39 protein-coding genes and 1 pseudogene are annotated in these 23,984 nt (G+C 54.4%); 29 read left to right on the top strand and 11 right to left on the bottom strand.

The genetic code is table 11. The features are described from left to right. Positions 1–10 precede the first annotated feature (10 nt). The 5 genes from NK55_RS09745 to murD are packed head-to-tail and all read right to left on the bottom strand — an operon-like array spanning position 11 to position 4,067. Entirely contained in the window at positions 11–847 is an 837-nt protein-coding gene (locus tag NK55_RS09745; RefSeq protein ID WP_024125553.1) for a DUF1838 domain-containing protein, read from the bottom strand. Positions 848–849: 2 nt separating this feature from the next. Continuing rightward, positions 850–1,527: a hypothetical protein gene (locus NK55_RS09750; RefSeq protein WP_024125554.1), complete on the bottom strand. Its 678-nt coding sequence runs from the start codon at positions 1,525–1,527 to the stop codon at positions 850–852. Between the two features lie 4 nt (positions 1,528–1,531). Beyond that, the gene (locus NK55_RS13860) at positions 1,532–1,672 is read right to left on the bottom strand and encodes a hypothetical protein (RefSeq protein ID WP_225871752.1); all 141 of its coding nucleotides are present in this window, start codon (positions 1,670–1,672) and stop codon (positions 1,532–1,534) included. Between the two features lie 53 nt (positions 1,673–1,725). Continuing rightward, the gene (locus tag NK55_RS09755) at positions 1,726–2,706 is read right to left on the bottom strand and encodes an AI-2E family transporter (RefSeq protein ID WP_225871753.1); all 981 of its coding nucleotides are present in this window, start codon (positions 2,704–2,706) and stop codon (positions 1,726–1,728) included. Next, positions 2,703–4,067: a UDP-N-acetylmuramoyl-L-alanine--D-glutamate ligase gene (murD, locus tag NK55_RS09760; RefSeq protein ID WP_024125555.1), complete on the bottom strand. Its 1,365-nt coding sequence runs from the start codon at positions 4,065–4,067 to the stop codon at positions 2,703–2,705. Before murD ends, NK55_RS09755 begins: the two co-directional genes overlap by 4 nt. Positions 4,068–4,217: 150 nt before the next feature. On the opposite strand from murD, the gene NK55_RS09765 reads away from it, so the two are divergent. Then, the gene (locus tag NK55_RS09765; protein ID WP_024125556.1) at positions 4,218–4,652 is read left to right on the top strand and encodes an FxLYD domain-containing protein; all 435 of its coding nucleotides are present in this window, start codon (positions 4,218–4,220) and stop codon (positions 4,650–4,652) included. Positions 4,653–4,659: 7 nt separating this feature from the next. On the opposite strand, the gene NK55_RS12515 is transcribed toward NK55_RS09765, so the two are convergent. The 6 genes from NK55_RS12515 to tgt all read right to left on the bottom strand — a co-directional run bounded on the left by NK55_RS12515 (position 4,660) and on the right by tgt (position 9,240). Continuing rightward, on the bottom strand, positions 4,660–5,127 hold the full coding sequence (locus NK55_RS12515) for an SH3 domain-containing protein (RefSeq protein WP_024125557.1): 468 nt from the start codon (positions 5,125–5,127) through the stop codon (positions 4,660–4,662). Next, complete coding sequence (locus NK55_RS09775) at positions 5,124–6,629, bottom strand: AAA family ATPase (RefSeq protein ID WP_024125558.1); 1,506 nt, start codon at positions 6,627–6,629, stop codon at positions 5,124–5,126. The genes NK55_RS12515 and NK55_RS09775 overlap by 4 nt, the downstream gene beginning before the upstream one ends. Before the next feature lie 40 nt (positions 6,630–6,669). Continuing rightward, positions 6,670–7,122 carry a DUF177 domain-containing protein gene (locus NK55_RS09780; RefSeq protein WP_024125559.1) on the bottom strand — a complete coding sequence of 151 codons (453 nt, stop codon included), beginning with the start codon at positions 7,120–7,122 and terminating at the stop codon, positions 6,670–6,672. Position 7,123: 1 nt separating this feature from the next. Beyond that, positions 7,124–7,555: a BLUF domain-containing protein gene (locus NK55_RS09785; RefSeq protein ID WP_024125560.1), complete on the bottom strand. Its 432-nt coding sequence runs from the start codon at positions 7,553–7,555 to the stop codon at positions 7,124–7,126. 88 nt (positions 7,556–7,643) lie between these two features. After that, positions 7,644–8,120: a DUF2752 domain-containing protein gene (locus NK55_RS09790; RefSeq protein WP_024125561.1), complete on the bottom strand. Its 477-nt coding sequence runs from the start codon at positions 8,118–8,120 to the stop codon at positions 7,644–7,646. Next, a complete protein-coding gene (gene tgt, locus NK55_RS09795) occupies positions 8,104–9,240 on the bottom strand; it encodes a tRNA guanosine(34) transglycosylase Tgt (RefSeq protein ID WP_024125562.1) in 1,137 nt (378 codons plus the stop codon). Before tgt ends, NK55_RS09790 begins: the two co-directional genes overlap by 17 nt. Positions 9,241–9,604: 364 nt before the next feature. On the opposite strand from tgt, the gene rplC reads away from it, so the two are divergent. The 28 genes and pseudogenes from rplC (at position 9,605) to rplM (ending at position 23,983) form a co-directional block, all read left to right on the top strand. After that, positions 9,605–10,243, top strand: a complete 639-nt coding sequence (gene rplC / locus NK55_RS09800; protein ID WP_024125563.1) for a 50S ribosomal protein L3 — start codon at positions 9,605–9,607, stop codon at positions 10,241–10,243. 16 nt (positions 10,244–10,259) lie between these two features. Continuing rightward, a pseudogene (gene rplD, locus NK55_RS09805) lies at positions 10,260–10,891 on the top strand (50S ribosomal protein L4). Further along, complete coding sequence (locus tag NK55_RS09810) at positions 10,884–11,186, top strand: 50S ribosomal protein L23 (protein ID WP_024125564.1); 303 nt, start codon at positions 10,884–10,886, stop codon at positions 11,184–11,186. The pseudogene rplD and the gene NK55_RS09810 overlap by 8 nt, the downstream one beginning before the upstream one ends. A gap of 11 nt (positions 11,187–11,197) precedes the next feature. Beyond that, positions 11,198–12,064, top strand: a complete 867-nt coding sequence (gene rplB / locus NK55_RS09815; protein ID WP_024125565.1) for a 50S ribosomal protein L2 — start codon at positions 11,198–11,200, stop codon at positions 12,062–12,064. A 33-nt stretch (positions 12,065–12,097) separates the two neighbouring features. Beyond that, the gene (gene rpsS / locus NK55_RS09820) at positions 12,098–12,364 is read left to right on the top strand and encodes a 30S ribosomal protein S19 (RefSeq protein WP_041429233.1); all 267 of its coding nucleotides are present in this window, start codon (positions 12,098–12,100) and stop codon (positions 12,362–12,364) included. Positions 12,365–12,394: 30 nt separating this feature from the next. Then, entirely contained in the window at positions 12,395–12,763 is a 369-nt protein-coding gene (gene rplV, locus NK55_RS09825) for a 50S ribosomal protein L22 (protein WP_011055941.1), read from the top strand. A 12-nt stretch (positions 12,764–12,775) separates the two neighbouring features. After that, positions 12,776–13,492, top strand: coding sequence for a 30S ribosomal protein S3 (gene rpsC / locus NK55_RS09830; protein ID WP_024125567.1), 717 nt, complete (start codon positions 12,776–12,778; stop codon positions 13,490–13,492). A 14-nt stretch (positions 13,493–13,506) separates the two neighbouring features. Beyond that, positions 13,507–13,938 (top strand): 50S ribosomal protein L16, encoded by a 432-nt coding sequence (gene rplP, locus NK55_RS09835; RefSeq protein ID WP_011055943.1) that lies wholly within the window; start codon positions 13,507–13,509, stop codon positions 13,936–13,938. A 2-nt stretch (positions 13,939–13,940) separates the two neighbouring features. Further along, a complete protein-coding gene (rpmC, locus tag NK55_RS09840) occupies positions 13,941–14,153 on the top strand; it encodes a 50S ribosomal protein L29 (protein ID WP_024125568.1) in 213 nt (70 codons plus the stop codon). After that, positions 14,153–14,401: a 30S ribosomal protein S17 gene (gene rpsQ / locus NK55_RS09845; RefSeq protein WP_011055945.1), complete on the top strand. Its 249-nt coding sequence runs from the start codon at positions 14,153–14,155 to the stop codon at positions 14,399–14,401. The genes rpmC and rpsQ overlap by 1 nt, the downstream gene beginning before the upstream one ends. A gap of 12 nt (positions 14,402–14,413) precedes the next feature. Beyond that, on the top strand, positions 14,414–14,782 hold the full coding sequence (rplN, locus tag NK55_RS09850) for a 50S ribosomal protein L14 (protein WP_024125569.1): 369 nt from the start codon (positions 14,414–14,416) through the stop codon (positions 14,780–14,782). Continuing rightward, complete coding sequence (rplX, locus tag NK55_RS09855; protein WP_024125570.1) at positions 14,782–15,135, top strand: 50S ribosomal protein L24; 354 nt, start codon at positions 14,782–14,784, stop codon at positions 15,133–15,135. Before rplN ends, rplX begins: the two co-directional genes overlap by 1 nt. A 58-nt stretch (positions 15,136–15,193) precedes the next feature. Then, positions 15,194–15,739 (top strand): 50S ribosomal protein L5, encoded by a 546-nt coding sequence (gene rplE / locus NK55_RS09860; protein ID WP_024125571.1) that lies wholly within the window; start codon positions 15,194–15,196, stop codon positions 15,737–15,739. Positions 15,740–15,768: 29 nt separating this feature from the next. Further along, the gene (gene rpsH / locus NK55_RS09865; RefSeq protein WP_024125572.1) at positions 15,769–16,170 is read left to right on the top strand and encodes a 30S ribosomal protein S8; all 402 of its coding nucleotides are present in this window, start codon (positions 15,769–15,771) and stop codon (positions 16,168–16,170) included. A gap of 18 nt (positions 16,171–16,188) precedes the next feature. Next, a complete protein-coding gene (gene rplF / locus NK55_RS09870) occupies positions 16,189–16,752 on the top strand; it encodes a 50S ribosomal protein L6 (RefSeq protein ID WP_024125573.1) in 564 nt (187 codons plus the stop codon). Further along, entirely contained in the window at positions 16,753–17,115 is a 363-nt protein-coding gene (gene rplR, locus NK55_RS09875) for a 50S ribosomal protein L18 (RefSeq protein ID WP_024125574.1), read from the top strand. 11 nt (positions 17,116–17,126) lie between these two features. Next, entirely contained in the window at positions 17,127–17,651 is a 525-nt protein-coding gene (rpsE, locus tag NK55_RS09880) for a 30S ribosomal protein S5 (RefSeq protein ID WP_011055952.1), read from the top strand. 13 nt (positions 17,652–17,664) lie between these two features. Then, positions 17,665–18,129: a 50S ribosomal protein L15 gene (gene rplO / locus NK55_RS09885; RefSeq protein ID WP_024125575.1), complete on the top strand. Its 465-nt coding sequence runs from the start codon at positions 17,665–17,667 to the stop codon at positions 18,127–18,129. Positions 18,130–18,141: 12 nt separating this feature from the next. After that, a complete protein-coding gene (gene secY / locus NK55_RS09890) occupies positions 18,142–19,452 on the top strand; it encodes a preprotein translocase subunit SecY (RefSeq protein ID WP_024125576.1) in 1,311 nt (436 codons plus the stop codon). Then, on the top strand, positions 19,452–20,039 hold the full coding sequence (locus NK55_RS09895; RefSeq protein ID WP_024125577.1) for an adenylate kinase: 588 nt from the start codon (positions 19,452–19,454) through the stop codon (positions 20,037–20,039). Before secY ends, NK55_RS09895 begins: the two co-directional genes overlap by 1 nt. Further along, positions 20,032–20,256 (top strand): translation initiation factor IF-1, encoded by a 225-nt coding sequence (infA, locus tag NK55_RS09900; RefSeq protein WP_011055956.1) that lies wholly within the window; start codon positions 20,032–20,034, stop codon positions 20,254–20,256. Before NK55_RS09895 ends, infA begins: the two co-directional genes overlap by 8 nt. 60 nt (positions 20,257–20,316) lie before the next feature. Continuing rightward, positions 20,317–20,430, top strand: a complete 114-nt coding sequence (rpmJ, locus tag NK55_RS09905; RefSeq protein ID WP_011055957.1) for a 50S ribosomal protein L36 — start codon at positions 20,317–20,319, stop codon at positions 20,428–20,430. 33 nt (positions 20,431–20,463) lie between these two features. Next, positions 20,464–20,844, top strand: coding sequence for a 30S ribosomal protein S13 (gene rpsM / locus NK55_RS09910; RefSeq protein ID WP_024125578.1), 381 nt, complete (start codon positions 20,464–20,466; stop codon positions 20,842–20,844). A 42-nt stretch (positions 20,845–20,886) separates the two neighbouring features. Beyond that, a complete protein-coding gene (gene rpsK / locus NK55_RS09915) occupies positions 20,887–21,279 on the top strand; it encodes a 30S ribosomal protein S11 (RefSeq protein WP_024125579.1) in 393 nt (130 codons plus the stop codon). A 29-nt stretch (positions 21,280–21,308) separates the two neighbouring features. Further along, entirely contained in the window at positions 21,309–22,274 is a 966-nt protein-coding gene (locus NK55_RS09920) for a DNA-directed RNA polymerase subunit alpha (RefSeq protein WP_024125580.1), read from the top strand. Between the two features lie 22 nt (positions 22,275–22,296). After that, positions 22,297–22,647 (top strand): 50S ribosomal protein L17, encoded by a 351-nt coding sequence (gene rplQ, locus NK55_RS09925; RefSeq protein ID WP_024125581.1) that lies wholly within the window; start codon positions 22,297–22,299, stop codon positions 22,645–22,647. Between the two features lie 6 nt (positions 22,648–22,653). Further along, complete coding sequence (gene truA, locus NK55_RS09930; protein WP_041429236.1) at positions 22,654–23,508, top strand: tRNA pseudouridine(38-40) synthase TruA; 855 nt, start codon at positions 22,654–22,656, stop codon at positions 23,506–23,508. Positions 23,509–23,524: 16 nt separating this feature from the next. After that, a complete protein-coding gene (rplM, locus tag NK55_RS09935) occupies positions 23,525–23,983 on the top strand; it encodes a 50S ribosomal protein L13 (RefSeq protein WP_024125583.1) in 459 nt (152 codons plus the stop codon). The last annotated feature ends 1 nt before the right edge of the window (position 23,984 follow it).

Here is a 23,984-nt window from a genome sequence, read left to right on the forward strand (position 1 = left end):
TCTTCACCAGTCATTGATCCGCAGGTTCACGGGGCGATCGCCCAACCTCAGGGGATGGCTCCCCCAGCCTTTCTAGGTAGGCTTCAAAGTGCTCCTGAAAATACAGCCACGAGGTCATATCTGCGCCCTCGCGGTATTCCCTGGGGGCTTCACGGTATTGGGGCAGTCGCTCTAATTGCTCTTGTAGGAGAGGGGGCAAGTCTTCCACGGCCAGGGCTTTGCAGCCGGTCGCGCTATAGATGAGATAACCGGGGCGATCGCCCATCTTCATCCAAGGCAACCAAGGACCAATCCGACTCCAAGACAAATGGACATCGGCAATGGTCGGTGTCTCCTGTTGTAAATCGGCGGTGGCCACCGTTAGCTTAAAGAGTTCTGCTGCTTGGTAGATGGGCTGGGGGCTGTAGGCTTGAAACCGCTTATCCCTAGCCAAGGGATTGTCATAGTAGGGAAACAGATCAAACTGAAACGTCGTGGTTCTCTCACTGACTTGAGCCGGTACCTCACGGCGAAATAGCCCCTGCACAGGATCGTTGGCAACCGGAATCACGGGAACTCCCTCATCTGTCCAAGGATTGTGCCAGCGATCGCACAGGGATCCATTTTCTGGATCCAGATAAAACGTTAATTCACGGGAAAGAAAATACCACCCTCCCTCGGGATGGGGCAAACAGCGAGCGGCACTCATGCCAACAATGTTGAAGAGGTGGCGGCGACGCTCTTGGGGAACAAAGCTATACACAGCTCCCTGCCATGCGATAAACGTGGTCTTGCCCCTCAAATCTGCCCGCACCCGCACCCAATCGCGAGCACTCAACCATTTTTGAACCAATTCAGCAGCGGGCATGGCTACTCCACAGGAATATTGGCAGCCTGCAATTCCACATCCTGATTCGGATAGCTGGCAAGGCGCAGTGTTAAGGTTTTTGTATTGTTGAGGAGGCTTTTGGGAATAAGAATGGTGCCTTTGACCAGATCACTGCCGGCGGGCAATTCCGTTGGTAGGCCTTCGGTGAGGGCACTCAAAAGGTCACCCTTATCGTTTGTGATTTCAAGAAAGGTGTAAATAAACTGCACCCCTTGGCTACTATCGTTTTTCAAGCTAACCTGCAGCGCTAAATCTTGGCCAAGGGTGTCCACACGGCTAATTTCTAGGCGCACCCCCTTATCCTCAGCGACGATAGGCAGTGTCCGACTCACTGCGGGTTCCGCTGCTGGGGGTTCATTGGCAGGGGTGGGAGCAGGCACAATCTTGCGATCGCTGGAACCCTCGGTCATTTCGGCAATGCGGGCTTTGGTTTGGGCAATGATCTGCGCCTCGTCAAGAATGGGCGATCGCTCCCCTTCAGTTTGATCATTGGCATTCACAGCACTGCCGAGGATGGGATTCACCACCGGCTGGGACACACCGCGCAATGAGTCTCGCCCTAGGTGGTAGCCAATAAAAGCCGTAACTAGAGTAATGGCGGTTGTTGTACTGATTAACACAAGGGAGGTGAGAATTCCGGGGTGAAGGGCACGCAGCATTTTCCTACTCCACTGAGGATGGCTTCATTGAGGAAGAAACCGGCGGTAAGGGGGGCGGATGATTGGGGAGTGCAACGGTGGCCTCCACGTCTTCCTCAGTATTGAGGCGCGATCGCACACTCACAAGGAAGGTTTTGATCACCACCGCAATTGGAACTGCAATTAGAACCCCAACTAAACCCGAAGCCCTAGCGCCCGTCAGGATCGCCAAAAAACCCAAACCGGATTTAAGCCCGTAAAGCTACCAATGATCCGTGGCGCAACCACATTCTCCAAAAACTGCTGATAGAGAAAGGCAAACCCGACCACCTTCAGGGAGAGCCAAACATCCTGAAGGGCAACCAGCAAACTAATGGAAATGATCCCCACTGTGCCGCCAAAGGGCACCAAAGCCATCACGCCAATAATGACACCAAAGAGCAGTCCATAGGGCACCTTGAGGAAAATGAAAATCGTGGTCAAGCCAATTCCCATGCACAGCCCGAGTACCAGCTGACCAATAAAATAGCTCTCAAAACTGCGGCGTATCGTTTCTGAAACCGTGGGGCGGACCGTATTTGGCAGCCAACTGAGGAGACCATCCCACAATTCATCACCGTGCTGCAACAAATAAAACGTGAGTACAACCGTCAAAATCAGGTTAATCAGCACATCCACAGCACTGCTGAGGGTGCCCAAAATTAAATTCAGCGCCTCGCGAGCTAAGCTTTGCAATTGATCCTTAAGTTTTTCCAACAGTTGATTGGCAAGGGCATCCACATCCACCGTCACCGGCAGATTGAGGGAGTCCACCCACTGGCCAAATTCCAACAGTCGTCGTTGGCTGGAGTTAAACCATTCCGGTAGACGGGCAATGAGCTGTTGTGCCTGATTAAAGAGATTGGGCACCACAACCAAGGCAATGATGGCAATCAGTACCAAGGCGAGCAGAAAGACGAAAATTGCTGAGGGTCCTCGGGGGTTTCCCTGCTCCTCCATCCAGCGCACCGGGTAGTTCAGCAAAAAGGCAAATAGGGAGGCAAGGACAAGCACTGCCACCAGTGGTCCAAAGAACTTGAGAACGGTGGCAAATGCCCAGAAATTCAGCGTCAAAACTGGCCCTGCCAAGCCAATAATCAGAAACCGACTGGCAATGGAGAGACGATTCCACCAGTGACCCGAGGCCGCAGATTGGCTCATAGCTCTAAGCACAGTTGACGAAAGTGATCACCGCGTTCTTCAAAGTTCTGATATTGGTCAAAGCTGGCACAGCCAGGGGAAAAGAGCACGGTTTTGATCGGATACTGGGTCACCAGTTCAGCCGCCGCCGCCACTGCCCGATCCAGTGTCTCCATGATCTCATAATTTGTAAAGCCGATCGCCTCTAGGCGCTGCGCAACCTGCGGTGCCGCTTCACCAATTAAGAGCACCCAAGCAGCTTTCTCCTGAATTAGGTTGAGCCAAGGGCGATCGTCCCCCTTTTTGGCCTGTCCCCCAGCAATGAGAATGACTGGACCTGTCACAGAACGCAGCCCAATTTCTGCAGCGTCATAATTGGTGGCTTTGCTGTCGTTGATCCACTCCACCTGTCGCCATTGACGAATTCGCTCTAGGCGATGGGGTACACCGGTAAACCCCGCCACCCCTTTGGCAATCGTTTCGGCGGGAATACCGGCTAAATGTGCAGTTGCCACCGCTAGAAGAAAGTTTTGCTGATTGTGTTGACCTGGCATTTGCAGGATATGGGTAGGCAGGAGGGGCTGATCCTGAAACCACACTTGATCCTCAGCAATATAGATGCCCTGTTCAATCCCCTGGGGTAGGGCTGCCGCCCCTTGAGTACTGATCCACCATGCCTCGGGCCAGCGATTCACCATGTGCTGACGCAGATAGGGATCATCCCCATTGAGAATCACTTGTTTTGCGCCGTTCATTAGGTGGGCTTTGGTTGCCACGTAGGCGTCGAGGGTACCGTGGCGTTCCAAGTGATCTGGCGTGAGGGTTGTCCAAAGGGCAAATTGGGGTTGTAGGGGGGGGCTCGACTCTAATTGATAGCTACTAATCTCAGCAATCACCCAATCAAGGGCCCTTGCGGTCAAAGCCACTTCGCAAATGCTATTGCCAATGTTGCCACAGGCCGGTGCATTGTACCCCGCCGCTTGAAAAATGGCAGCCGTGAGTGCCGTGGTTGTTGTTTTACCATTGGTGCCCGTAATACACACCCAGGGCAAATGGGCAAGGGTCTGCCAGGCAATTGCCACTTCGCCGCAGACGGGGATGCCCGCTTGGCGAGCAGCGACCAGTGCAGGGGAGTGCCACGGTACCCCCGGACTAATGACAATTTCATCGGGAACGCGCAGGCCAACGCTGACAAGAGTTTGCAAATCAAAGTCATAGTTGAGTTGAACGGGGATGCCTTCAGCTTGCAGCAGTTGCTGTTGAGATTGCAGCGCCGGAGTTTGGCGGCGGTCACTGACCTCCACTTGCCAACCTTGACGTTTGAGTAAACGGGCGGCAGCAATGCCAGAGCGACCAAGACCAATCACATGAACAGTTGGCATAGTTAAGGGGGGTGAATCCAATCGAGCAGGTACAGACTCGGGGCAGCGGCCACCAAAGTGGTATCCTCAAGGCCAATGGGACCGAAAGGCGATCGCTGCCGCTGAAGGTTGCGCCTTAGACTCTATTATTGTCACACTGGGTAAAGAACAATGCCTAGCTTACGCAGAATTTGGCTCTGTGGTTTGCTATTGACAATCTGTGGCGGGTTCCTCTCCCTTGAAGGTATGCCCGCGATCGCCCGCCGCCGGGAAGTACCCAAAGTGGTGCGCGTCACCAATGTCCAATTGCAGAGTGAGAATATTGCGGGTGTCTGGTACCACCGCCTGACGGGACGCGTGCGCAATGAAACGGCCACACCAGCACGCAATGTTCAGATCTATTACGAAATCTATGATCCTACCGGCAAACGACTGCTGGAAGCGGGATCGACCCAGTTGCGCAATCAAGCGATTAATAGCCAAGGGGAGGCGGAGTTTCTGGCAACTCCCAATGCGGGCGGACGGGTGAAAATTACGCTTGTGGAATGGCTGAGTGGCGATCGCGAGTACCGCTCGTTTCAGCAAATGCAGGAATTTTCCCAATAGCCGGGGCCTACTGGGGTGTCTCACTGGATGTGGCGGATTGAGGGGTTGTTTCCTGCACACCAAAGGCCAGTACCCAGCCTTCAAGATCATTTTTAGTGCGAATCTTCAACCATTCCCCATCCTCACTGCGCTCTAGGATCGTCACCACCTCATCAAAGGCCACGCCCCCCAGGGCATTTGCCTCCCGACTGGGGCGATCGCGCACCCGCAAACCCTCTCCATAGATCACTCGCCCTTTAGGATTTGGCTGCGGTGACTGGATCGGGGTTGGTTCAGGCGTGGGCGAGGGTGAATTCGGTGAGGACTCTGGTGACGTCGGTGGTGGCGAATTGTGTGCCTCGACTTTGGGAGGCGGGGGTGGCCAGAGCAAGTTAAAGATGAGGGGCGTAATGAGGGCAGCAACCACAAGGGTAATCAGGCCTAAGCCCAAAAAGGTTCCCAAGAGCCATTGCAGCAGACGCACAACTGGTTTCATGATCTAACGTCCTGGGGGGGAGACAGGATGCGTGAGGCAAACCGCGCCCGACCGGAGGCCGCCCATTCTTGTAATTGGTGGACTTGTTCGCGAGCTGTCCGCGCCAAGGGGATAATTTCGCTGGCCGCATGCAGGAGATCTTCGGTGGTAAAGTCGCGGTCTTGGCTAAAGGCAAGGTGCATTGCTTCAATGATACACTGCTCGATTTCAGCCCCGGAAAAGTCAATGGTTTCGTAGGCCAGCCGCTCTAGATCGTAGTTTTGCAGGCGATCGCGCCGCACGCGACTGAGGTGCACTTCAAAAATGGCGCGCCGCTCATCCACATTGGGTAGCCCCACAAAAAAGATTTCATCAAAGCGCCCCTTGCGCAGCAGTTCAGGGGGCAAGACCTGCACATTGTTGGCAGTGGCCACAACAAAAACGGCAGAGGTTTTCTCCGCCAACCAAGTGATAATCGTGCCAAAGACACGGCTACTGGTTCCGCCATCGCCACGGCCATCAATGCCGGCAAAGGCCTTATCCATTTCATCAATCCAGAGAACACAGGGCGCCAAGGCTTCAGCAATTTGAATCATTTCGCGGGTGCGTGCTTCCGATTCCCCCACCAGGCCACCAAAGAGCCGCCCGACATCCAATCGCAAAAGGGGCAAGTGCCACTGGTGAGCGATTGCCTTTGCTGTCAGGGACTTACCTGTACCCTGAATCCCCACCAGCAGCACCCCACGGGGATAGGGTAGCCCATAGCGCCGTGCCCGCTCGGAAAAGGCGCCGCCGCGCCGCAGCAACCACTCCTTAAGGTTATCAAGACCGCCAATATCAGCAATCGTTTCTTGGGTGGGGTAAAACTCGAGAATTTGGGTTTGCCGCAGGATCTGCCGTTTCTCCTCCAAGATTAGATCCACATGGCTGCTGTCCAGCATACCGTGGAGGGCAATAATCCGACCCATCACCCGGCGAATTCGCTCTAGGGTCAAGCCCTGACAAGCGCGGATCAATTCATCGAGAAGAGGTTCTGGGGGAATGTTACCGAGGCTGTGGCAGAGCTTCACCAGTTCAAGGCGAATTTCCTCCCGTTGGGGCAAGGGAAACTCGACAACGGTAATCACATCCCGCAGTTCCGGGGGCAACTGCACCGTCGGAGCAAGCAAGATTAAGTTTTTGGGCTGGGACTTGAGTTGCCGTGCCAGGTTCCGCAGTTTGCGAGAGACCGCTACATCCTCAATAAAGCGATGAAAATCCCGCAGCAGAATTATGGCCGCTGCCGCTGGCGGTAGTTTTTCGACAAATTCAAGGGCAGTGAGGGGATTGCGCTTGGCCACTCCCAGATCATTGGGATTACCCTGATATCCCTCGACAAAATCCCAAATGTAGATGGGGCGCTGATTCAGGCGATCGCTAATCCTATGCAGTGTCGCCTCAAGGCGTTCTTCCTCCGTTGTGGCCACATACAACAGGGGATAGCGTGCCCGCAGCAAGAGTTCAAGGTCAGACTGAGCACTCACGGCGATGGTTCTGCACCCTCCAGAGCCGACTGTAGTTGCGCTAGTGTTGCCCAGCGGTGATCCACGGGGGGTTCTGCGGGGGTGGGGGGTGAATACCGCCACAGTGGGGATCACAGTACTTGGGATAGGGCAGGGCAAGGCACAGTTGCTGGTAGAGCCAATCTCCAAGATCAATGCGACCTGTGGCCGGCAAGGTCTCCACTAGATCATCGTCGGGCTGACTCGTTGGGCTTTCCGCCAGCCAAATCAGTTCGCTGGTCGCACACTCTAGACGGTGATTATAGTACTGCAAACAGCGATCGCAAGAGAGGGTGACAATGGTCTGCACACTGGCCCGCAGTTCTAAGTAGGTGTGGCGGTGACTGGCAGTAACCATCCCTTGCACAGGAGTCAGCGTTGCCAAGTCTGGAAAATGGGTATCCACCCGCCACTCGTAGGTCTGGGCGGGCAGCCGCAACAGTTCAGGAATGCTTAGCCAGTGGACAGGGGTCACGTTAGGATCCTTGACTTATATCATAGAGTTCTTTCAGGAAACGGAAGCACTGCTCGGCCGTCATTGAGCTTGGCTGAAACGTTGCTGCTGGAGAGTATTTTAACCGCAGGCGCCGAATGGTGTCGCTATCCATCTCACCCAACTGCACCAGACGCATTGACCAATTGATAAAGGTTCGCTCTTCGATCGCCTTAAATTCAATAATTTCAGCGCTGTGGTGGCGGGGATCCTTAAGAATACGGGCGTAGGTTTCACTGACTTTCTGGCGATCGCCCTCAAGGGTTTGCAGAAACATGCCATTGCCATAGCACAGCATTCCCGTAATGCCATCGCGCACATTGTTCACCTCTGACTTGGCCATAATATCCCGCAGGTCTGGGTAGGACAACCCATCTGTGGCACAACTGAGATAGATTAGGCGATGTAGTCTCATGGGTTTTCTGTTCTCGATCGCACACAGTTGAGTTTTACTATCCCATAAAAGGGTTCTTTTCTTTAGCTGAATTTTGTTATTAGTATTTCTAAAGGATTTTTATTATTAGTATCTCTAAAGGATTGATATAGAACTCCCCTGTGTGGAATAGGCTGTACAGCCGCAGGCCATAGTAGCCAAGGTAAATGCCCCCCAGCCACCACCAGTTTTGAATGCGTTCATTGATGTCGCGAAAGGGGGTGTGCTGCAATCGTCGCCCTGCTTTTAGTTCAAGGGCCATCAATACAGCAGCCACTGTAAATGCGAGAAAGAGTATAGGGCCAAAGAGATGCATTCTCAGGGCATCTGCAAGATTGCCGCGAGCGATCGCCATAAAAGAACGAGTCAGGCCACACCCCGGACAGGGAATGCCCGTTGTTGCCCAAAACGGACACAGTAAGAAAGGCGGCGTTCCCGTATGGTTAAACAGTGCCGCTCCCACTAAAGGTGCCGTCGTCAGTCCCAAAAAGCCCCAACGGCTCAAGCGTTCCTGTTTAGATAAAACAGCATCAGAGAAGCGCAGCATCGGGTTCCTCAGCATTCACCACTAGTCGCTGCTCCCATTCTGCCGCAAAGGCCGCAAATCGCTCCTCTAAAATTGCCTGCCGTGCTGCTTGGGTAAAGCGAATCAGTTCCGTCACGTTATGAATTGAGAGCAGGGTATAGGCGAGGAGTTCCTTGGCACGCACAAGATGACTGAGGTAGGCGCGGCTAAATGTCCTACAGGTATAGCAGGGACAGGTTGGATCGAGGGGGTCATAGTCGCGGCGGAAGCGGGCATTTTTCAGGTTCCAGCGCTGCCCTTGGACAATGGCACAGCCGTGGCGAGCCAGACGCGTAGGAATCACGCAGTCAAAGAGGTCAACACCGGCAGCGATCGCCCGCAGCATTTCTAAGTGCGTCCCCACCCCCATCAAATAACGCGGCTTATGGACGGGCAGGAGGGGAGCTGTCACCGCCACAACTTCGTGCACAGCACTGTTGGGTTCACCGACACTAACGCCACCAATGGCGTAGCCGGGTAGGTCATAGGGCACCATTACCTCAGCACATTCCCGACGCAGGTCGGCATACACCCCCCCTTGAACAATGGCAAAGAGGGCCTGATCGGATCGTTGTTTGGCGGCAATACAGCGCTCTAACCAATGCAGGGTGCGTTGGGTAGCTTGGATCACTGCCTCACGGCTAGCAGGGTAGGGGGGACACTCATCGAAGGCCATGATCACATCTGCCCCCAAGGCTTCTTGAATGGCGATCGCCCGCTCGGGTGATAACTCAATGATCTGACCATCGTGGGGCGAGCGAAACACCACCCCCTGATCGGAAATTTGCCGCATTTCACTGAGGCTAAAGACCTGAAACCCCCCCGAATCCGTGAGAATTGGCCCTGACCAGCCCATAAAACAGTGGAGCCCCCCCGCTGCAGCCACAATGTCTTCTCCCGGTTGCAGGTGCAGATGGTAGGTGTTGGCCAAGATCATTTGGGCGCCTGCTGCCTTCAGGTGTTCTGGGGTCAGGGTTTTGACATTGGCTAGGGTGCCCACTGGCATAAAACGCGGCGTTGCCACTGTGCCATGGGGGGTGTGAAACAGGCCGGCCCGGGCTTGGGTATGGGCACATTCCTGCTGGCAGACAAATTCAAACACGCTGTGGATCGACAAGAAGGCGTAAAAAATGTTACCAAATCCCTAGACAAACCCACAACCGCTGATCTATGATTAAAACTTGTGACCAAAAACGGATACTGAGTGGGAGCGATCGCCTCAACCCCCTTAAGTCCTTGGTCCCACTGATCCAGGGGTGGCAGCGTGTTCGCAACTTGCAATCATAGCCTTGCCATCTTTACCTGCGCCTGTCCTTGATCAATGAGATGCGCCCTGGGCGTCATCGTCTTGACCGTCTAACTGCTGGGTCAATTCACTATTCCTAACTCTAGGAATCTGCCGAAGTGTAGCCTTGCGGCTTGCTTTTGCTGTTTTGTTGTGATTCGTATTTTTAAGGAACGCGATCGTGACAGTTGGTATTTTAGGGACAAAGTTGGGCATGACCCAAATCTTTGACGAGGCGGGCCGATCTGTCCCCATTACGGTGGTACAAGCGGGACCGTGTCCGATCACCCAAATTAAAACCCCTCAAACCGACGGCTACACAGCAATTCAAGTGGCCTATGGTGAGGTGCGAGAGAAAAACCTGAGTCGCCCTGAGCGCGGTCACCTCAACAAGTCACAAACACCGCCTATGCGTCATCTGCGGGAATTTCGCCTCGAGGATGTCTCTGCCTATCAATTGGGTCAGGCCATCACCGTTGATATTTTTAGTCCAGGGCAGCTTGTGGATGTCCGCGGCACGAGCATTGGCCGCGGCTTTGCTGGCTACCAAAAGCGCCACAACTTCAAGCGCGGTCCGATGGCGCACGGTTCAAAAAACCATCGTCTACCCGGTTCTACGGGGGCGGGGACAACACCGGGTCGTGTCTTCCCCGGCAAGCGGATGGCCGGTCGCATGGGCAACACGGCGGTTACCATTCGCAAGTTGCAGGTGGTCCGCGTTGATCCTGAGCGCAACTTAATCCTCATCAAAGGGGCATTGCCGGGTAAACCGGGGGCACTGGTGAGCATTACCCCCGCCAAGGTTGTCGGTCGCAAATAGGGGCTGGAGAGTAGTTATGGTTGCATGTGTAGTTAAAGACTGGCAGGGTGCCGACAGAGGTGAAGCCACCCTGGATCTGGCGACAGCAAAACCTGAAACTGCCAGTCATATTGTCCATCGTGCCCTTGTGCGGCAGTTAGCCAACGCCCGTCAAGGGACCGTTTCCACCAAAACTCGTGCCGAAGTGCGCGGCGGTGGGCGCAAACCTTGGCGGCAAAAGGGAACAGGACGTGCCCGCGCCGGCTCGATTCGTTCTCCCCTCTGGCGGGGGGCGGTGTGATCTTTGGTCCAAAGCCCCGCGACTATAGCCAAAAAATGAACCGTAAGGAGCGCCGGCTTGCCCTGCGCACAGCTCTGATGAGCCGCGTTGAAGACTTGATTGTGGTTCAAGACTTTGCCGATCACCTGCCACGTCCCAAAACCAAGGAATTGGTGACGGCTTTGCAACGCTGGGGCATTGAGCCAGAGCAAAAAGTACTGCTACTGGCCGCAGACATTACGGAAACGGTGGCACTCTCAGCGCGAAATGTGCCCACTCTGAAACTGCTGCGTGCTGATCAATTGAATGTTTTTGATTTGCTCTATGCCGATCGCATTGTTGCCACCACTGGCGCGATCGCCAAAATTCAGGAGGTGTACGGTGACTAAAGTCCAACCCCGCGCCCTTGCGGATCTCATCAAGCGCCCCATCATCACAGAGAAGGCCACAATTTTGCTGGAGAACAATCAATACACCTTCGACGTGGATCGGCGCGCCACCAAGCCGCAAATCAAGGCGGCTGTTGAGGAACTCTTTAACGTCAAAGTCACGGCAGTTAATACCTATCATCTGCCTCGCAAAGAGCGCCGCGTGGGTCGGTTTGTTGGCTATCGTCCTCGCTATAAGCGGGCGATCGTCACCCTTGCCCCCGACAGCAAGATCGTTCTGTTCCCCGAAGTTTAACGGAGTAGATCATGGGCATTCGCGTTTACCGACCCTACACCCCCGGCGTTCGCCAAAAAACTGTTTCTGACTTTGCTGAAATTACCACCGCCAGGCCCGAAAAGTCACTCACCCGTGGCTTCAAGCGCGACAAAGGCCGCAACAATCGCGGTGTGATTACCAGTCGGCGGCGAGGTGGCGGCCACAAGCGTCGCTACCGCATTGTTGATTTTCGCCGCAGCAGCAAGCTCAATATCCCTGCCAAAGTGGCAACCGTGGAGTACGACCCCAACCGCAATGCCCGCATTGCCCTGCTCCACTACCGCGATGGTGAAAAACGCTACATCATCCATCCGCGCGATTTGACCCCCGGCACTGAGATTATTGCCAGTCCCGATGCCCCCATCGAAGTGGGTAACGCCCTTCCCCTGGGCAAAATTCCCTTAGGTACCAGCGTTCACAATGTGGAAATTACCCCCGGTCGCGGTGCGCAAATGGTGCGAGCTGCTGGTGCCATGGCACAGGTGGTGGCCAAGGAAGGTGACATGGTCACCCTCAAGCTTCCTTCGGGGGAAGTGCGGCTCTTCCGTAAGGAGTGCTATGCCACCATTGGCCAAGTGGGGAATGTGGAAGCCAACAACATCAGTTTGGGCAAAGCCGGTCGCAATCGCTGGAAAGGTCGTCGTCCGAAGGTGCGTGGTTCGGTGATGAACCCCGTAGATCACCCCCACGGTGGTGGTGAAGGGCGGGCTCCCATTGGTCGTCCTGGACCTGTTACTCCTTGGGGTAAACCCACCCTTGGCTACAAAACTCGCAAGAAGAAGAAACTCAGTGATGCCCTGATTGTGCGTCGTCGCAAGAAGTCTTCCAAGCGGGGTCGCGGTGGTCGTCAGTCTTAGGTTTTTGCGGAGAAGTTAGGTTATGGGACGTTCATTAAAAAAGGCCCCTTTGTGGCGGATCATCTCTTACGCAAGATTGAAGCCCTCAATGAGCGCAATGCCAAGGAAGTGATCAAAACGTGGTCGCGTGCCTCAACAATTGTGCCAGAAATGATTGGCCACACGATCGCTGTCCACAACGGCAAACAGCATGTGCCCGTGTACATCACTGAGCAAATGGTGGGGCACAAACTGGGGGAATTTGCCCCCACCCGCAACTTCCGCAGTCATGTTAAGGGCGATAAAAAAGCCCGCCATTGATTCTCTTGTTCGCGTCTGGGATAGCCGTCTATGGTTTCTACCTCTTCTCCTACTGCCCGTGCCTGCGCCAAGTATGTCCGCATGTCACCCCACAAAGTGCGGCGGGTACTAGATCAACTGCGGGGTCGCACCTACCGCGATGCCCTCATTATGCTGCGCTTTATGCCCTATCGTGCCTGTGAGCCGATTACGAAGGTCCTGCGATCGGCGGCAGCCAATGCCACCCACAATTTAGGCTTAGATCCGGCCACCTTGGTGATTAGTCAGGCCTATGCCGATCAAGGGCCTTGCCTGAAGCGGTTCCGCCCCCGTGCCCAAGGTCGCGCTTACCAAATTCGCAAACCCACCTGCCACATCACGATTGCTGTGGCGCCCCAAAACACTGCTGACGAATCGTAGAAGGATACCACCGTGGGACAGAAGATTCACCCAATTGGCTTTCGCCTTGGCATTACCCAAGAACATCGCTCCCGCTGGTTCGCCGATAGCGATCGCTATCCCGAGCTTTTGCAGGAGGATCACCGCATCCGCACGTTTATTAACAAGCAACTGGCCAATGCTGGCATTGCTGAAGTGCGCATTGAGCGCAAAGCGGATCAAGTGGAGCTGCAAATTCGCACCGCCCGTCCCGGTGTCGTCGTTGGCAAAGGCGGCCAAGGGATTGAGGAACTGCGCAAGCAACTGCGGCAGATGCTTCCTAGTAACCGCACAATCAAAGTCAACGTGGTGGAAGTCAGCCGAGTGGATGCTGAGGCCAGCCTCTTGGCGGAATACATCACTCAGCAACTAGAGCGACGGGTAGCCTTCCGAAGGGCCGTGCGCCAAGCTATTCAGCGGGCGCAGCGAGCAGGTATTGAGGGGATCAAAGTCCAAGTGGCCGGTCGCCTGAATGGGGCAGAAATTGCCCGCACCGAGTGGACACGGGAAGGGCGAGTTCCCCTGCATACCCTAAGGGCAGACATTGACTATGCCTACCGCACAGCCCGCACGATCTACGGCATTTTGGGTGTGAAGGTGTGGATCTTTAAGGGCGAAGTTCTGCCGGGACAAACGGAAGCAGTTCCACGGGAAGCCACTCGCCGTAGCCCGCAGCGCCGTCTACCCCAATTTGAAAATCGCTCTAACTAACAGGGAAGCTAGCGATGCTAAGTCCAAAGCGTACAAAATTTCGCAAACAGCAGCGGGGTCGCATGACGGGAGTTGCCAGTCGCGGTAACTCCATCCATTTTGGTGACTATGCTCTTCAAGCCCTTGAACCTGCTTGGATCACCGCACGGCAAATTGAAGCCGGCCGTCGCGCCATGACCCGCTATATCCGCCGCGGTGGCAAAATCTGGATTCGCATTTTCCCCGACAAACCCGTGACGATGCGGCCTGCAGAAACACGGATGGGGTCAGGGAAAGGGTCACCGGAGTACTGGGTGGCAGTGGTCAAACCCGGTCGCATTATGTATGAAATTGCCGGTGTGACAGAGGAGGTTGCTCGCGAAGCCATGCGCCTTGCTGCCTACAAAATGCCGATCAAGACCCGTTTTCTGGTGCGCAATCAAGAAGAGCAACAACAGGAGGGTTAAGAATGGCACTGACGAAAATGAAAGACCTGCGGCAACTGAGTGATCAAGAGCTGAGCGATCGCATTGCCGCGATTAAGAAAGAACTCTTTGATCTGCGCTTCAAAAAAGCCACCCGTCAAGAGGTCAAGCCCCATCAATTTAAACATCTGCGCCACGAGTTGGCACAGCTTTTAACCCTTGAGAATGAACGTCGCCGCAGTGGAGGCCAAGGCTAATGGCAGTTAAGGAACGTGTTGGCGTTGTCGTCAGCGACAAAATGCAAAAAACCGTCGTCGTTGCTGTCGAAAACCGCGCCCCCCATCCCAAGTACGGCAAAATTGTCGTCAAAACCCGCCGCTATAAAGCCCATGATGAAAACAATGAAGCCAAAGTGGGCGATCGCGTGCGCATTCGGGAAACCCGTCCCCTGAGTCGCACCAAGCGTTGGGTCATTGCCGAGATTCTCAGTCCTCGCACTGCCTAAGGAGAGCCAGCCATGATTCAACAGGAAACCTATCTCAATGTTGCTGACAATAGCGGCGCCAAAAAGCTCCTCTGCATTCGTGTGCTCGGAGGCGGTAACCGTCGCTACGGTAGTGTGGGCGATGTGATCATTGCCACCGTCAAAGATGCGACTCCCAATATGGCAGTGAAAAAATCCGATGTGGTTCGGGCTGTCATTGTGCGCACGCGCAAAACCATCCGCCGCGAAAGTGGCATGAGCATCCGCTTTGATGACAACGCCGCTGTCTTGATCAACCAAGATGGCAACCCTCGCGGTACCCGTGTCTTTGGCCCTGTGGCTCGCGAACTGCGGGATAAAAACTTCACAAAAATTGTCTCATTGGCACCGGAGGTACTCTAATGGCGGCCAAGAAAGCAAACAAAAAGCCCGTGCGCTATCGCATGCACGTGAAAAAAGGGGATATGGTTCAAGTCATCGCCGGCAGGGACAAAGCCAAAGTCGGTGAAGTCCTCGCCGTTTTTCCCAAAACCAGTCAGGTAATTGTCAAAGGGGTTAACCTGAAAACCAAACACGTCAAGCCCCGCCAAGAGGGCGAATCGGGGCAAATTATCACCAAAGAAGCCCCGATTTACAGTTGCAAGGTGATGCTTTACTCCACCAAGCAAAACGTGGCCAGCCGCATCTGCTACACCTACACCGAAGATGGCCGTAAGGTACGGATGCTCAAGAAAACTGGCGAAATCATTGATTAGGTCTCACTTGTTTCCCCCTCTCTGACCCAGCCCAGAGAATGCCCCTAGGAGAAGCCCCATGTCTCAACGCCTCAAAGACCACTACAACAAAACCGTTGTGCCGCAGCTCATGCAACAATTCCAGTACAAAAACATTCACCAAGTGCCCAAGATTGTCAAAGTGACCGTCAACCGGGGTCTTGGTGAAGCGGCGCAAAATGCTAAGGCCCTCGAAGCCACCCTGGCAGAAATTGCTACAATTACAGGCCAAAAGCCCGTGGTGACCCGTGCCAAGAAGGCGATCGCTGGCTTCAAAATTCGCAAAGGCATGCCCGTGGGGGTTGCCGTGACGTTACGTTCCGATCGCATGTATGCCTTTTTGGATCGCTTAATTAACTTGGCACTGCCACGTATTCGTGACTTTCGTGGTGTCAACCCCAAAAGCTTTGATGGCCGGGGCAACTACACCCTAGGTTTGCGTGAGCAACTGATTTTCCCCGAAGTTAACTACGACGACATTGATCAAATTCGCGGCATGGATGTCTCAATCATCACCACTGCCAATACTGATGAAGAAGGACGTGCCCTGCTCAAAGCAATGGGCATGCCGTTCCGTGAGAACTAACGCCGGAGGCAGATTTTTAAGGAGCAACTATGGCAGTAAATGACACGATTGGCGATATGCTAACTCGCATCCGCAACGCAAACCTTGCGCGTCATCAAACCACCACCATTCCGGCCACGCGCATGACCCGCAGTATTGCGCAGGTCCTGAAAGCGGAAGGGTTTATTCGCGATTTTGAAGAGCAAGGGGACGGCGTCAAACGGCAGCTTGTGGTTTCCCTAAAATATCGCGGCAAGCAGCGCCAGCCGATTATTACTGCGCTCAAGCGGGTGAGTAAACCTGGTCTGCGCGTCTATGCCAATTCCCGTGAGTTGCCCCGGGTACTCGGTGGCATCGGCATTGCCATCATCTCCACCTCAAGCGGCATCATGACCGATCGCGAGGCACGGAAGCAGGGCATTGGCGGCGAAGTACTCTGTTACGTTTGGTAAGCTCGGAGGAAGTCCCACATGTCTCGTATTGGCAAGCGTCCCATCCCTCTGCCCAAGAATGTCACCCTCACCCTAGAGGGGCAGCAGGTCACGGTCAAAGGTCCTAAGGGTCAACTCACTCGCGTTTTTCCTCCGGAAGTGAATGTTGCCCAAGAGGGCGAAACGATTGTCGTCAGACGCCGCGATGATTCTCGACCGGCCAAAGAACGCCACGGCCTCTGCCGCACGCTACTGGCCAACATGGTAGAAGGTGTCTCCCAAGGGTTTACGAAAAAGCTCGAGATTCAAGGGGTTGGTTACCGTGCCCAGCTCCAAGGCAAAACCCTTGTCCTCAGTATGGGCTACAGCCACCCCGTTGAGATCGTGCCGCCTGAGGGCATTACCCTAGAAATCGAGGACAACCAAGGTAAAAAAGTCCAGCAAGGCACCATTGTCCTCGTCAGTGGTATTGATAAAGAACTGGTCGGCAACACCTCTGCCCGTATTCGCGCTGTGCGCCCCCCTGAACCCTACAAGGGCAAGGGTATCCGCTATATGGGTGAATTTGTGCGTCGTAAAGTTGGTAAGACAGGGAAGAAATAGATGAAGCAAACTCGTATTGCGGCTCGCCAAAGTCGGCATCAGCGCATTCGCCGCAAAATCAAAGGTACCAGCGATCGCCCCCGCCTCGCTGTCTTTCGTTCCCATCAGCACATCTATGCCCAAGTGATTGATGACACCCGGCATCATACCCTCGTCGCTGCTTCCAGTCTGGAGCCAGAACTGCGGCAAAAGCTGGGGAATGGGAGGACCTGTGCCGCCTCCACCGAAGTGGGGCGACTGATTGCAGAGCGTGCCAAAGCCGCTGGCATTGAACGCGTTGTCTTTGATCGTGGTGGCAATATCTACCATGGTCGTGTCAAGGCCTTAGCGGAGGCCGCCCGTGAAGCTGGACTAGACTTTTAGAGGATGACCCGATGGCAAATCGTCGTAAAAACCCCCGCAAAGTTGAAAAAGAAACTGACTGGCAAGAGCGAGTCGTCCAGATCCGCCGCGTCTCCAAAGTGGTCAAAGGCGGTAAGAAACTCAGCTTCCGTGCCATTGTTGTCGTTGGCAACGAGCGTGGCCAAGTGGGTGTGGGTGTCGGCAAAGCCGCCGATGTCATTGGTGCGGTCCGCAAAGGCGTAGCTGATGGCAAGAAGCACCTTATTGATGTCCCGATCACCAAATCCAACTCTATTCCCCACCCCACCTTTGGCGAAGGCGGTGCTGCCCGCGTCATGATTCGTCCCGCCGCACCGGGAACTGGGGTAATTGCAGGTGGCTCTGTGCGCACCGTTCTGGAACTAGCAGGGGTACGCAATGTACTTGCCAAACAGCTGGGATCCAGCAACCCCCTCAACAATGCCCGTGCCGCCCTCGAAGCCCTTGCAGCCTTGCGCACTTTTCAAGAAGTTGCCGAGGAGCGGGAAATCCCCATTGAAAACCTTTATAGCAAATAGTTAGGAGTGATCCATGCGTTTTCAAGATCTGCACCCCCAAGCGGGATCGCGACGGCGCAAACGGCGGATTGGTCGGGGTATTGCCGCAGGTCAAGGGGCAAGTGGCGGCTTTGGTATGCGGGGGCAAAAATCTCGTTCCGGTCGCCCCACTCGTCCTGGCTTTGAAGGTGGTCAAAACCCCCTCTACCGTCGTCTCCCCAAACTCAAGCACTTCCCCCTCGTCAGCCGGAAGGTTTACACTACGATCAACGTAGGTCGTCTCAATACCCTACCGCCCAATAGTGTGGTGACAGTTGAATCCCTCCTTGAAGCTGGCATTCTCACCACTGCCAAATATCCCCTTAAAGTACTAGGGGGGGGTGAGCTAAATGTCAAGCTAGAGGTCCATGCGGCTGCCTTTAGTAGCAGTGCCCGCAGCAAGATTGAAGCCGCTGGTGGGGTATGTGTGGAGACCTCCGTTGCTGCCGACAGTGAATAGAGGAACCCCAATATGATTGTGAATCGCGGCAAGGCACCCACTGCCCAAGAAACGTTTATGCAGATGGCTCAAGCGGCTGGTCTGCGGGGGCGACTCCTGATCACCATTGGGCTGCTAATCTTAGTGCGGCTTGGCATCTATCTACCGATTCCGGGAATAGAGCGCGCTGTTTTTGCCCAGAGCGTTCAAGATAATGCCGTGATTCGCTTCCTCGATATCTTTTCAGGCGGTGGCCTTTCCGCCCTTGGGATTTTCGCCCTTGGCATCTTGCCTTATATTAACGCCTCGATCATCATGCAGTTGCTGACTGCTGCTCTCCCCTCCTTGGAGCGACTCCAAAAAGACGAAGGGGAAGCCGGCCGTCGCAAAATTTCCCAAATTACTCGCTACGTCGCTGTGGGCTGGGCGGTTCTACAAAGCTTTGGTATTGCCATTTTTGTCAGTTCAATTCCCGGTGCCGCTTTACACCCGGGGCCGTGGTTTGTAGCCGAGATTGTTCTTGGCCTGACCGCTGGCTCAATGGTCGTGATGTGGATTTCGGAATTGATTACTGAGCGAGGGGTGGGTAATGGTGCTTCCCTCTTGATCTTTTTGAGCATTGTTGCCTACTTACCTGCCTCGGTGGGCCAGACGATCGCCCTTGCGGAAAGTGGTGGCAACATCGGCGGCATCGTGATCCTTGTGGCTGTCTTTTTAGCCATGATTGTTGGCATTGTCTTCGTTCAAGAGGGGACCCGCCGCATCCCTATTGTTTCGGCCCGTCGCCAAGTGGGGCGTAAGCTCTACCGCGAGCAGACCAGTTACCTGCCCCTGCGCTTAAACCAAGGGGGGGTGATGCCGATCATTTTTGCCTCGGCGGTACTGATTCTACCTTCGACATTGGCGCAGTTTACCCGTAACGAACTCGTCGCCCGATTTGCGAGTTATGTTTCTCCGGCAGGGCCAACACCCTGGCTATACGTGATTTTTTATTTGCTGTTGATTCTCTTCTTTAGCTACTTTTACTCCTCCTTGGTGGTCAACCCCGTGGATATGTCCCAAAACTTGAAAAAAATGGGCGCCAGTATTCCGGGGATTCGACCGGGGAAAGCGACTTCTGATTACCTAGAGCGGGTTCTCAACCGCTTGACATTCCTAGGGGCGATCTTTTTGGGTCTGGTGGCAATTATTCCCACAGCAGTCGAGAGCGCAACCAAAGTAACAACATTCCAAGGGTTGGGGGCGACCTCCCTGTTGATCTTGGTGGGGGTGGCCATTGACACCTCAAAACAAATTCAAACCTATGTGATTTCACAGCGTTATGAGGGGATGGTGAAGCAGTAATGCGCTTAATTTTGTTTGGTGGCCCCGGTTCGGGCAAAGGGACACAGGCGGCAATTCTGACCACACTCTTGGGCATTCCCCATATTTCTACAGGGGATATTCTGCGGGCAGAGCGAGCTGCCGGCACCCCCCTCGGCCAACAGGCTCAACGCTACATGGATCGCGGTGAACTGGTACCAGATCAGGTGATTGTGGAGATGGTGGCCAATCGCTTGCAACAGCCAGATACGACGGCGGGTTGGCTTTTGGACGGCTTTCCCCGCAATGTGGCACAAGCAGCGGTCTTTGAGGAGATGCTCAAAAGCATTCACCAAGACTACGATTACTTGCTTTTTTTAGATGTGCCCGCTGCGATTCTCCAAGAACGCGCCCTAAATCGCGCTAAGCAAGCTGTCAACGGTCAGCAGCGCTCCGATGATACCCCGGAAACTATCCTTAAGCGGCTAGAGGTCTATGAGCGGGAAACCCTACCGATGATTCAACAGTACATGAGTCATCCTAGGTTTGTGCACATTGATGGAACGCGTACGATTGAAGAGGTAACTGCTGCCATTCAAGCACGTATTGGGGAGGTGAACCGTGTCTAAACAGGATGCCATTGAAATTGAAGGGACAGTGACTGAGTCATTGCCCAACGCCATGTTTCGGGTGGATCTGGACAATGGCTTCAATGTCCTTGCTCATATTTCTGGGAAGATTCGCCGCAACTACATCAAGATTTTGCCGGGCGATCGCGTCAAGGTGGAATTGACCCCCTATGACTTGACCAAAGGGCGGATTACCTATCGCCTGCGCAAAAAGTAGTTTGATCTTTACTGATCACTCTGCTAAGATATAAAATTTGCGACTACATGAGCAACTGATATGAAAGTAAGAGCATCGGTACGGCGTATTTGTGAAAAATGCCGCGTCATTCGGCGACGTGGCCGGGTGATGGTGATCTGCACCAATCCGAAACACAAGCAGCGCCAAGGGTAACCCACTGTTGTTGCACACATAGGAACTAGATTCATGGCTCGTATTGCTGGTGTTGATTTACCCCGCGACAAACGCATTGAAATTGCCCTTACCTACATCTATGGCATTGGCTTAACCCGCTCCAAAGAAATTTTGGCAAAAACGGGTGTCAATCCTGATACACGCACCCGCGATTTAACGGATGCGGATATTGCGGCACTGCGGGCTGCTATTGACGAGTACCAAGTGGAAGGGGATCTGCGCCGCCTGGAGGCCATGAATATTAAGCGGCTCATGGACATTGGCTGCTATCGGGGACGGCGCCATCGCCTTGGATTGCCGGTTCGTGGTCAGCGCACCCGTACCAATGCTCGCACCCGTCGTGGTGGTCGTCGCACTGTGGCTGGTAAGAAAAAACCCGCTGCTAAGAAATAAGTTTTTCCGCTCCTGCTACCTCATTCACGGTTTGGATAGATTATGGCACCCTCTGCAAAACGCTCTGGCCCTCGTAAGCAAAAGCGCAATGTCCCCAGTGGCGTTGCCCACATTCAGTCCACATTTAATAACACGATTGTCTCAATTACCGACCCCAATGGTGAGGTGATTGCTTGGGCCTCCGCTGGCTCCAGTGGTTTCAAAGGTGCCAAAAAAGGCACACCCTTTGCAGCCCAAACTGCTGCTGATAATGCGGCGCGCCGTGCCATTGATCAGGGGATGCGGCAAGTTGAGGTCATGGTGAGTGGTCCTGGCTCCGGTCGAGAAACAGCGATTCGGGCGTTGCAAGCCGCAGGTTTAGAAATTACCCTCATTCGGGATGTGACCCCCATTCCCCATAATGGTTGCCGTCCCCCCAAACGGCGGCGGGTTTAGGTTAGTTTGGGTCCCTTGGGAGCACAGCTATGGCATATCAAATTGAATGTTTGGAAACACGGGTTGAGGAGGATCAGGGGCAGTATGGCCAATTTGCACTGCATCCCCTTGCCCCTGGTCAAGGGATTACGGTGGGGAATGCCCTGCGGCGGGTTCTCCTTTCCAACTTACCCGGTAGTGCTGTGACAGCGGTGCGGATTGCTGGCGTCAATCATGAGTTTTCGACGATTCCCGGTGTGCGCGAAGATGTCATGGACATTTTGCTGCAAATGAAGCAGTTGGTGATTCGCAGCCACACCTCAGAACCCCAAATGGGTCGTCTTTTTGCTCAAGCCCCTGAGAATGAGCCATTGACGGTCACTGCTGGTATGGTGCAGCTTGGCTCTGAAGTGGAGGTGGTCAACCCCAACCACTATATTGCCACGCTGATGCCGGGGGCAACTTTGGAGATGGAATTCAAGATTGAAAAGGATCGCGGCTATCGCTCGGTGGAGCGGGTGCGGGACGATCGCCTTGCCTTGGACTATCTCCAATTGGATGCGGTCTTTATGCCCGTGCGGCGGGTGAACTACACTGTTGATTCTGTGCGCAGTGCCGGTGCAGAGGGCGATCGCCAGCTCCAGGACTACCTAAAGCTAGAAATCTGGACAAATGGCAGCTTGACTCCTCAGGATGCCCTCAATCAGGCGGCAACGATTCTTGTGGATCTCTTTAGCCCCTTGAAGGAAGTGCCCCTACACACCTCTGAGGCCACCACCACCGATGAGCATGACGAAACGGGGCAAATTCCCATTGAGCAACTTAATTTGTCGGTCCGTGCCTATAACTGTCTCAAGCGTGCCCAAGTGAATACGGTGGCTGATCTCCTTGAGTACTCCCAGGAAGAGCTACTGGAGATCAAAAACTTCGGTCAAAAGTCGGCTGAGGAAGTGATCGAAGCCCTGCAAAAACACTTGGGAATTACGCTACCGCCCCAAAAAGCTGCCCGTAACTAGAGAGATTGAATGAGGTTTACCTATGCGTCACCAACGTCGGGTTCCCCAACTAGGACTACCAGCGGATCAACGAAAAGCACTGCTGCGGGCATTGACCACTGAGCTGATTCGCCATGGTCGCATTACCACCACCAAAGCGCGGGCAAAGGCTGTACGCGCAGAGGCAGAGCGGATGATCACCTTGGCAAAGGATGGCTCCTTGGCGGCACGGCGGCGTGCCCTTGGCTATCTCTACGATAAGCAACTGGTGCATGCTCTCTTTGCCCAAGCCCCAGGGCGCTATGGCGATCGCAAGGGGGGCTATACCCGTATTATCCGCAGTGTGCGGCGGCGGGGGGATAATGCTGAATTGGCGGTCATTGAGCTGGTGTAGTAGGCAATGATGACGGCGATCGCCCCTCCTCAAAGCGGCCAACGCTTGGCACTGCTAATTCAGTACCAGGGCACCCACTTCCACGGCTGGCAACGGCAGGTGGGGCAACGCACGGTGCAGGAGGTGATTGAGCAGGCGATCGCCAGTGTTGTCAATCATCCCGTCTCTGTTGTTGCAGCAGGGCGCACAGACACAGGGGTTCATGCTGCGGGTCAAGTGGCCCATGTCACGGTCAACTCGCCTATTCCCGTTCATCGTTGGCCGGGGATTCTCAATGCTCGCTTGCCGGCTGATGTGGTGATTCGTGCCGCGGCGGCTGTGCCTCCTCACTGGCATGCCCGTTTCTCAGCCCTGTGGCGTCGCTATCGTTATACTCTCTATACCGATCCCTGCCCCAATATCTTTCTGCGGCCTTGGACATGGCACTACTACTATGCCCCCTTGGATGTGGCAAAAATGGCAGCAGTGCTTCAGCCATTGTTGGGGCGGCATCACCTAAGTGCATTTCACCGTTCTGGCTCCAATCGTGCCCATTCTTGGGTGGAGGTACAGGCGGTGAGTTGCCAGCGGCGCGGTGCCCTTGTGGAAATTGAGGTACAAGCTTCAGGGTTTCTCTACGGTATGATGCGCCTGTTGGTGGGCCTCTTGGTACAGGTGGGACAAGGCCAGCGATCGCCCGCCAGTTTTACGGAAATTTGGCAACAGGAGCAACGCCACCTTGTCAAGTATGCTGCACCCCCCAGCGGCCTTTGTCTATTGGGGGTGGGTTATCCTGAATCACCCTTCCCCCTTGCCCTGTGCACCGAGGCGATGCCCCAGTTCCAGTTAGCCTCTGTTTGCCCTGAATTGTCTATTGCATAGCACTATGGAGTTTGTGATGACCAGTACCGTAAAAACACCACTGCCCGCTGTGGATGACCTTGCTCCCCAGTGGTATGTCATTGATGCCGCTGATCAACGGTTGGGTCGGCTGGCCGCAGAAATTGCCCGCATTCTCAGGGGCAAAAACAAAGCCATTTACACCCCCCACATGGATACGGGTGACTTTGTGATTGTCATCAATGCCGAAAAAGTCACCGTCACCGGCAGAAAACGCTCCCAAAAACTCTACCGTCGTCACTCCGGGCGTCCCGGCGGCATGAAAATTGAAACCTTTGATCAATTGCAAGCCCGTATTCCGGAGCGGATTATTGAGCACGCTGTCAAGGGGATGCTGCCGAAAAATTCCCTTGGCCGCAAACTCTTTACCAAGCTGAAAGTTTATGCTGGGCCAGAGCATCCTCACCAAGCACAAAAACCCCAGCCTTTGACCATTAACACGATTCCGGGAGCCTAAC

The sequence above is a fragment of the Thermosynechococcus sp. NK55a genome (assembly GCF_000505665.1).
Classification (GTDB): domain Bacteria; phylum Cyanobacteriota; class Cyanobacteriia; order Thermosynechococcales; family Thermosynechococcaceae; genus Thermosynechococcus.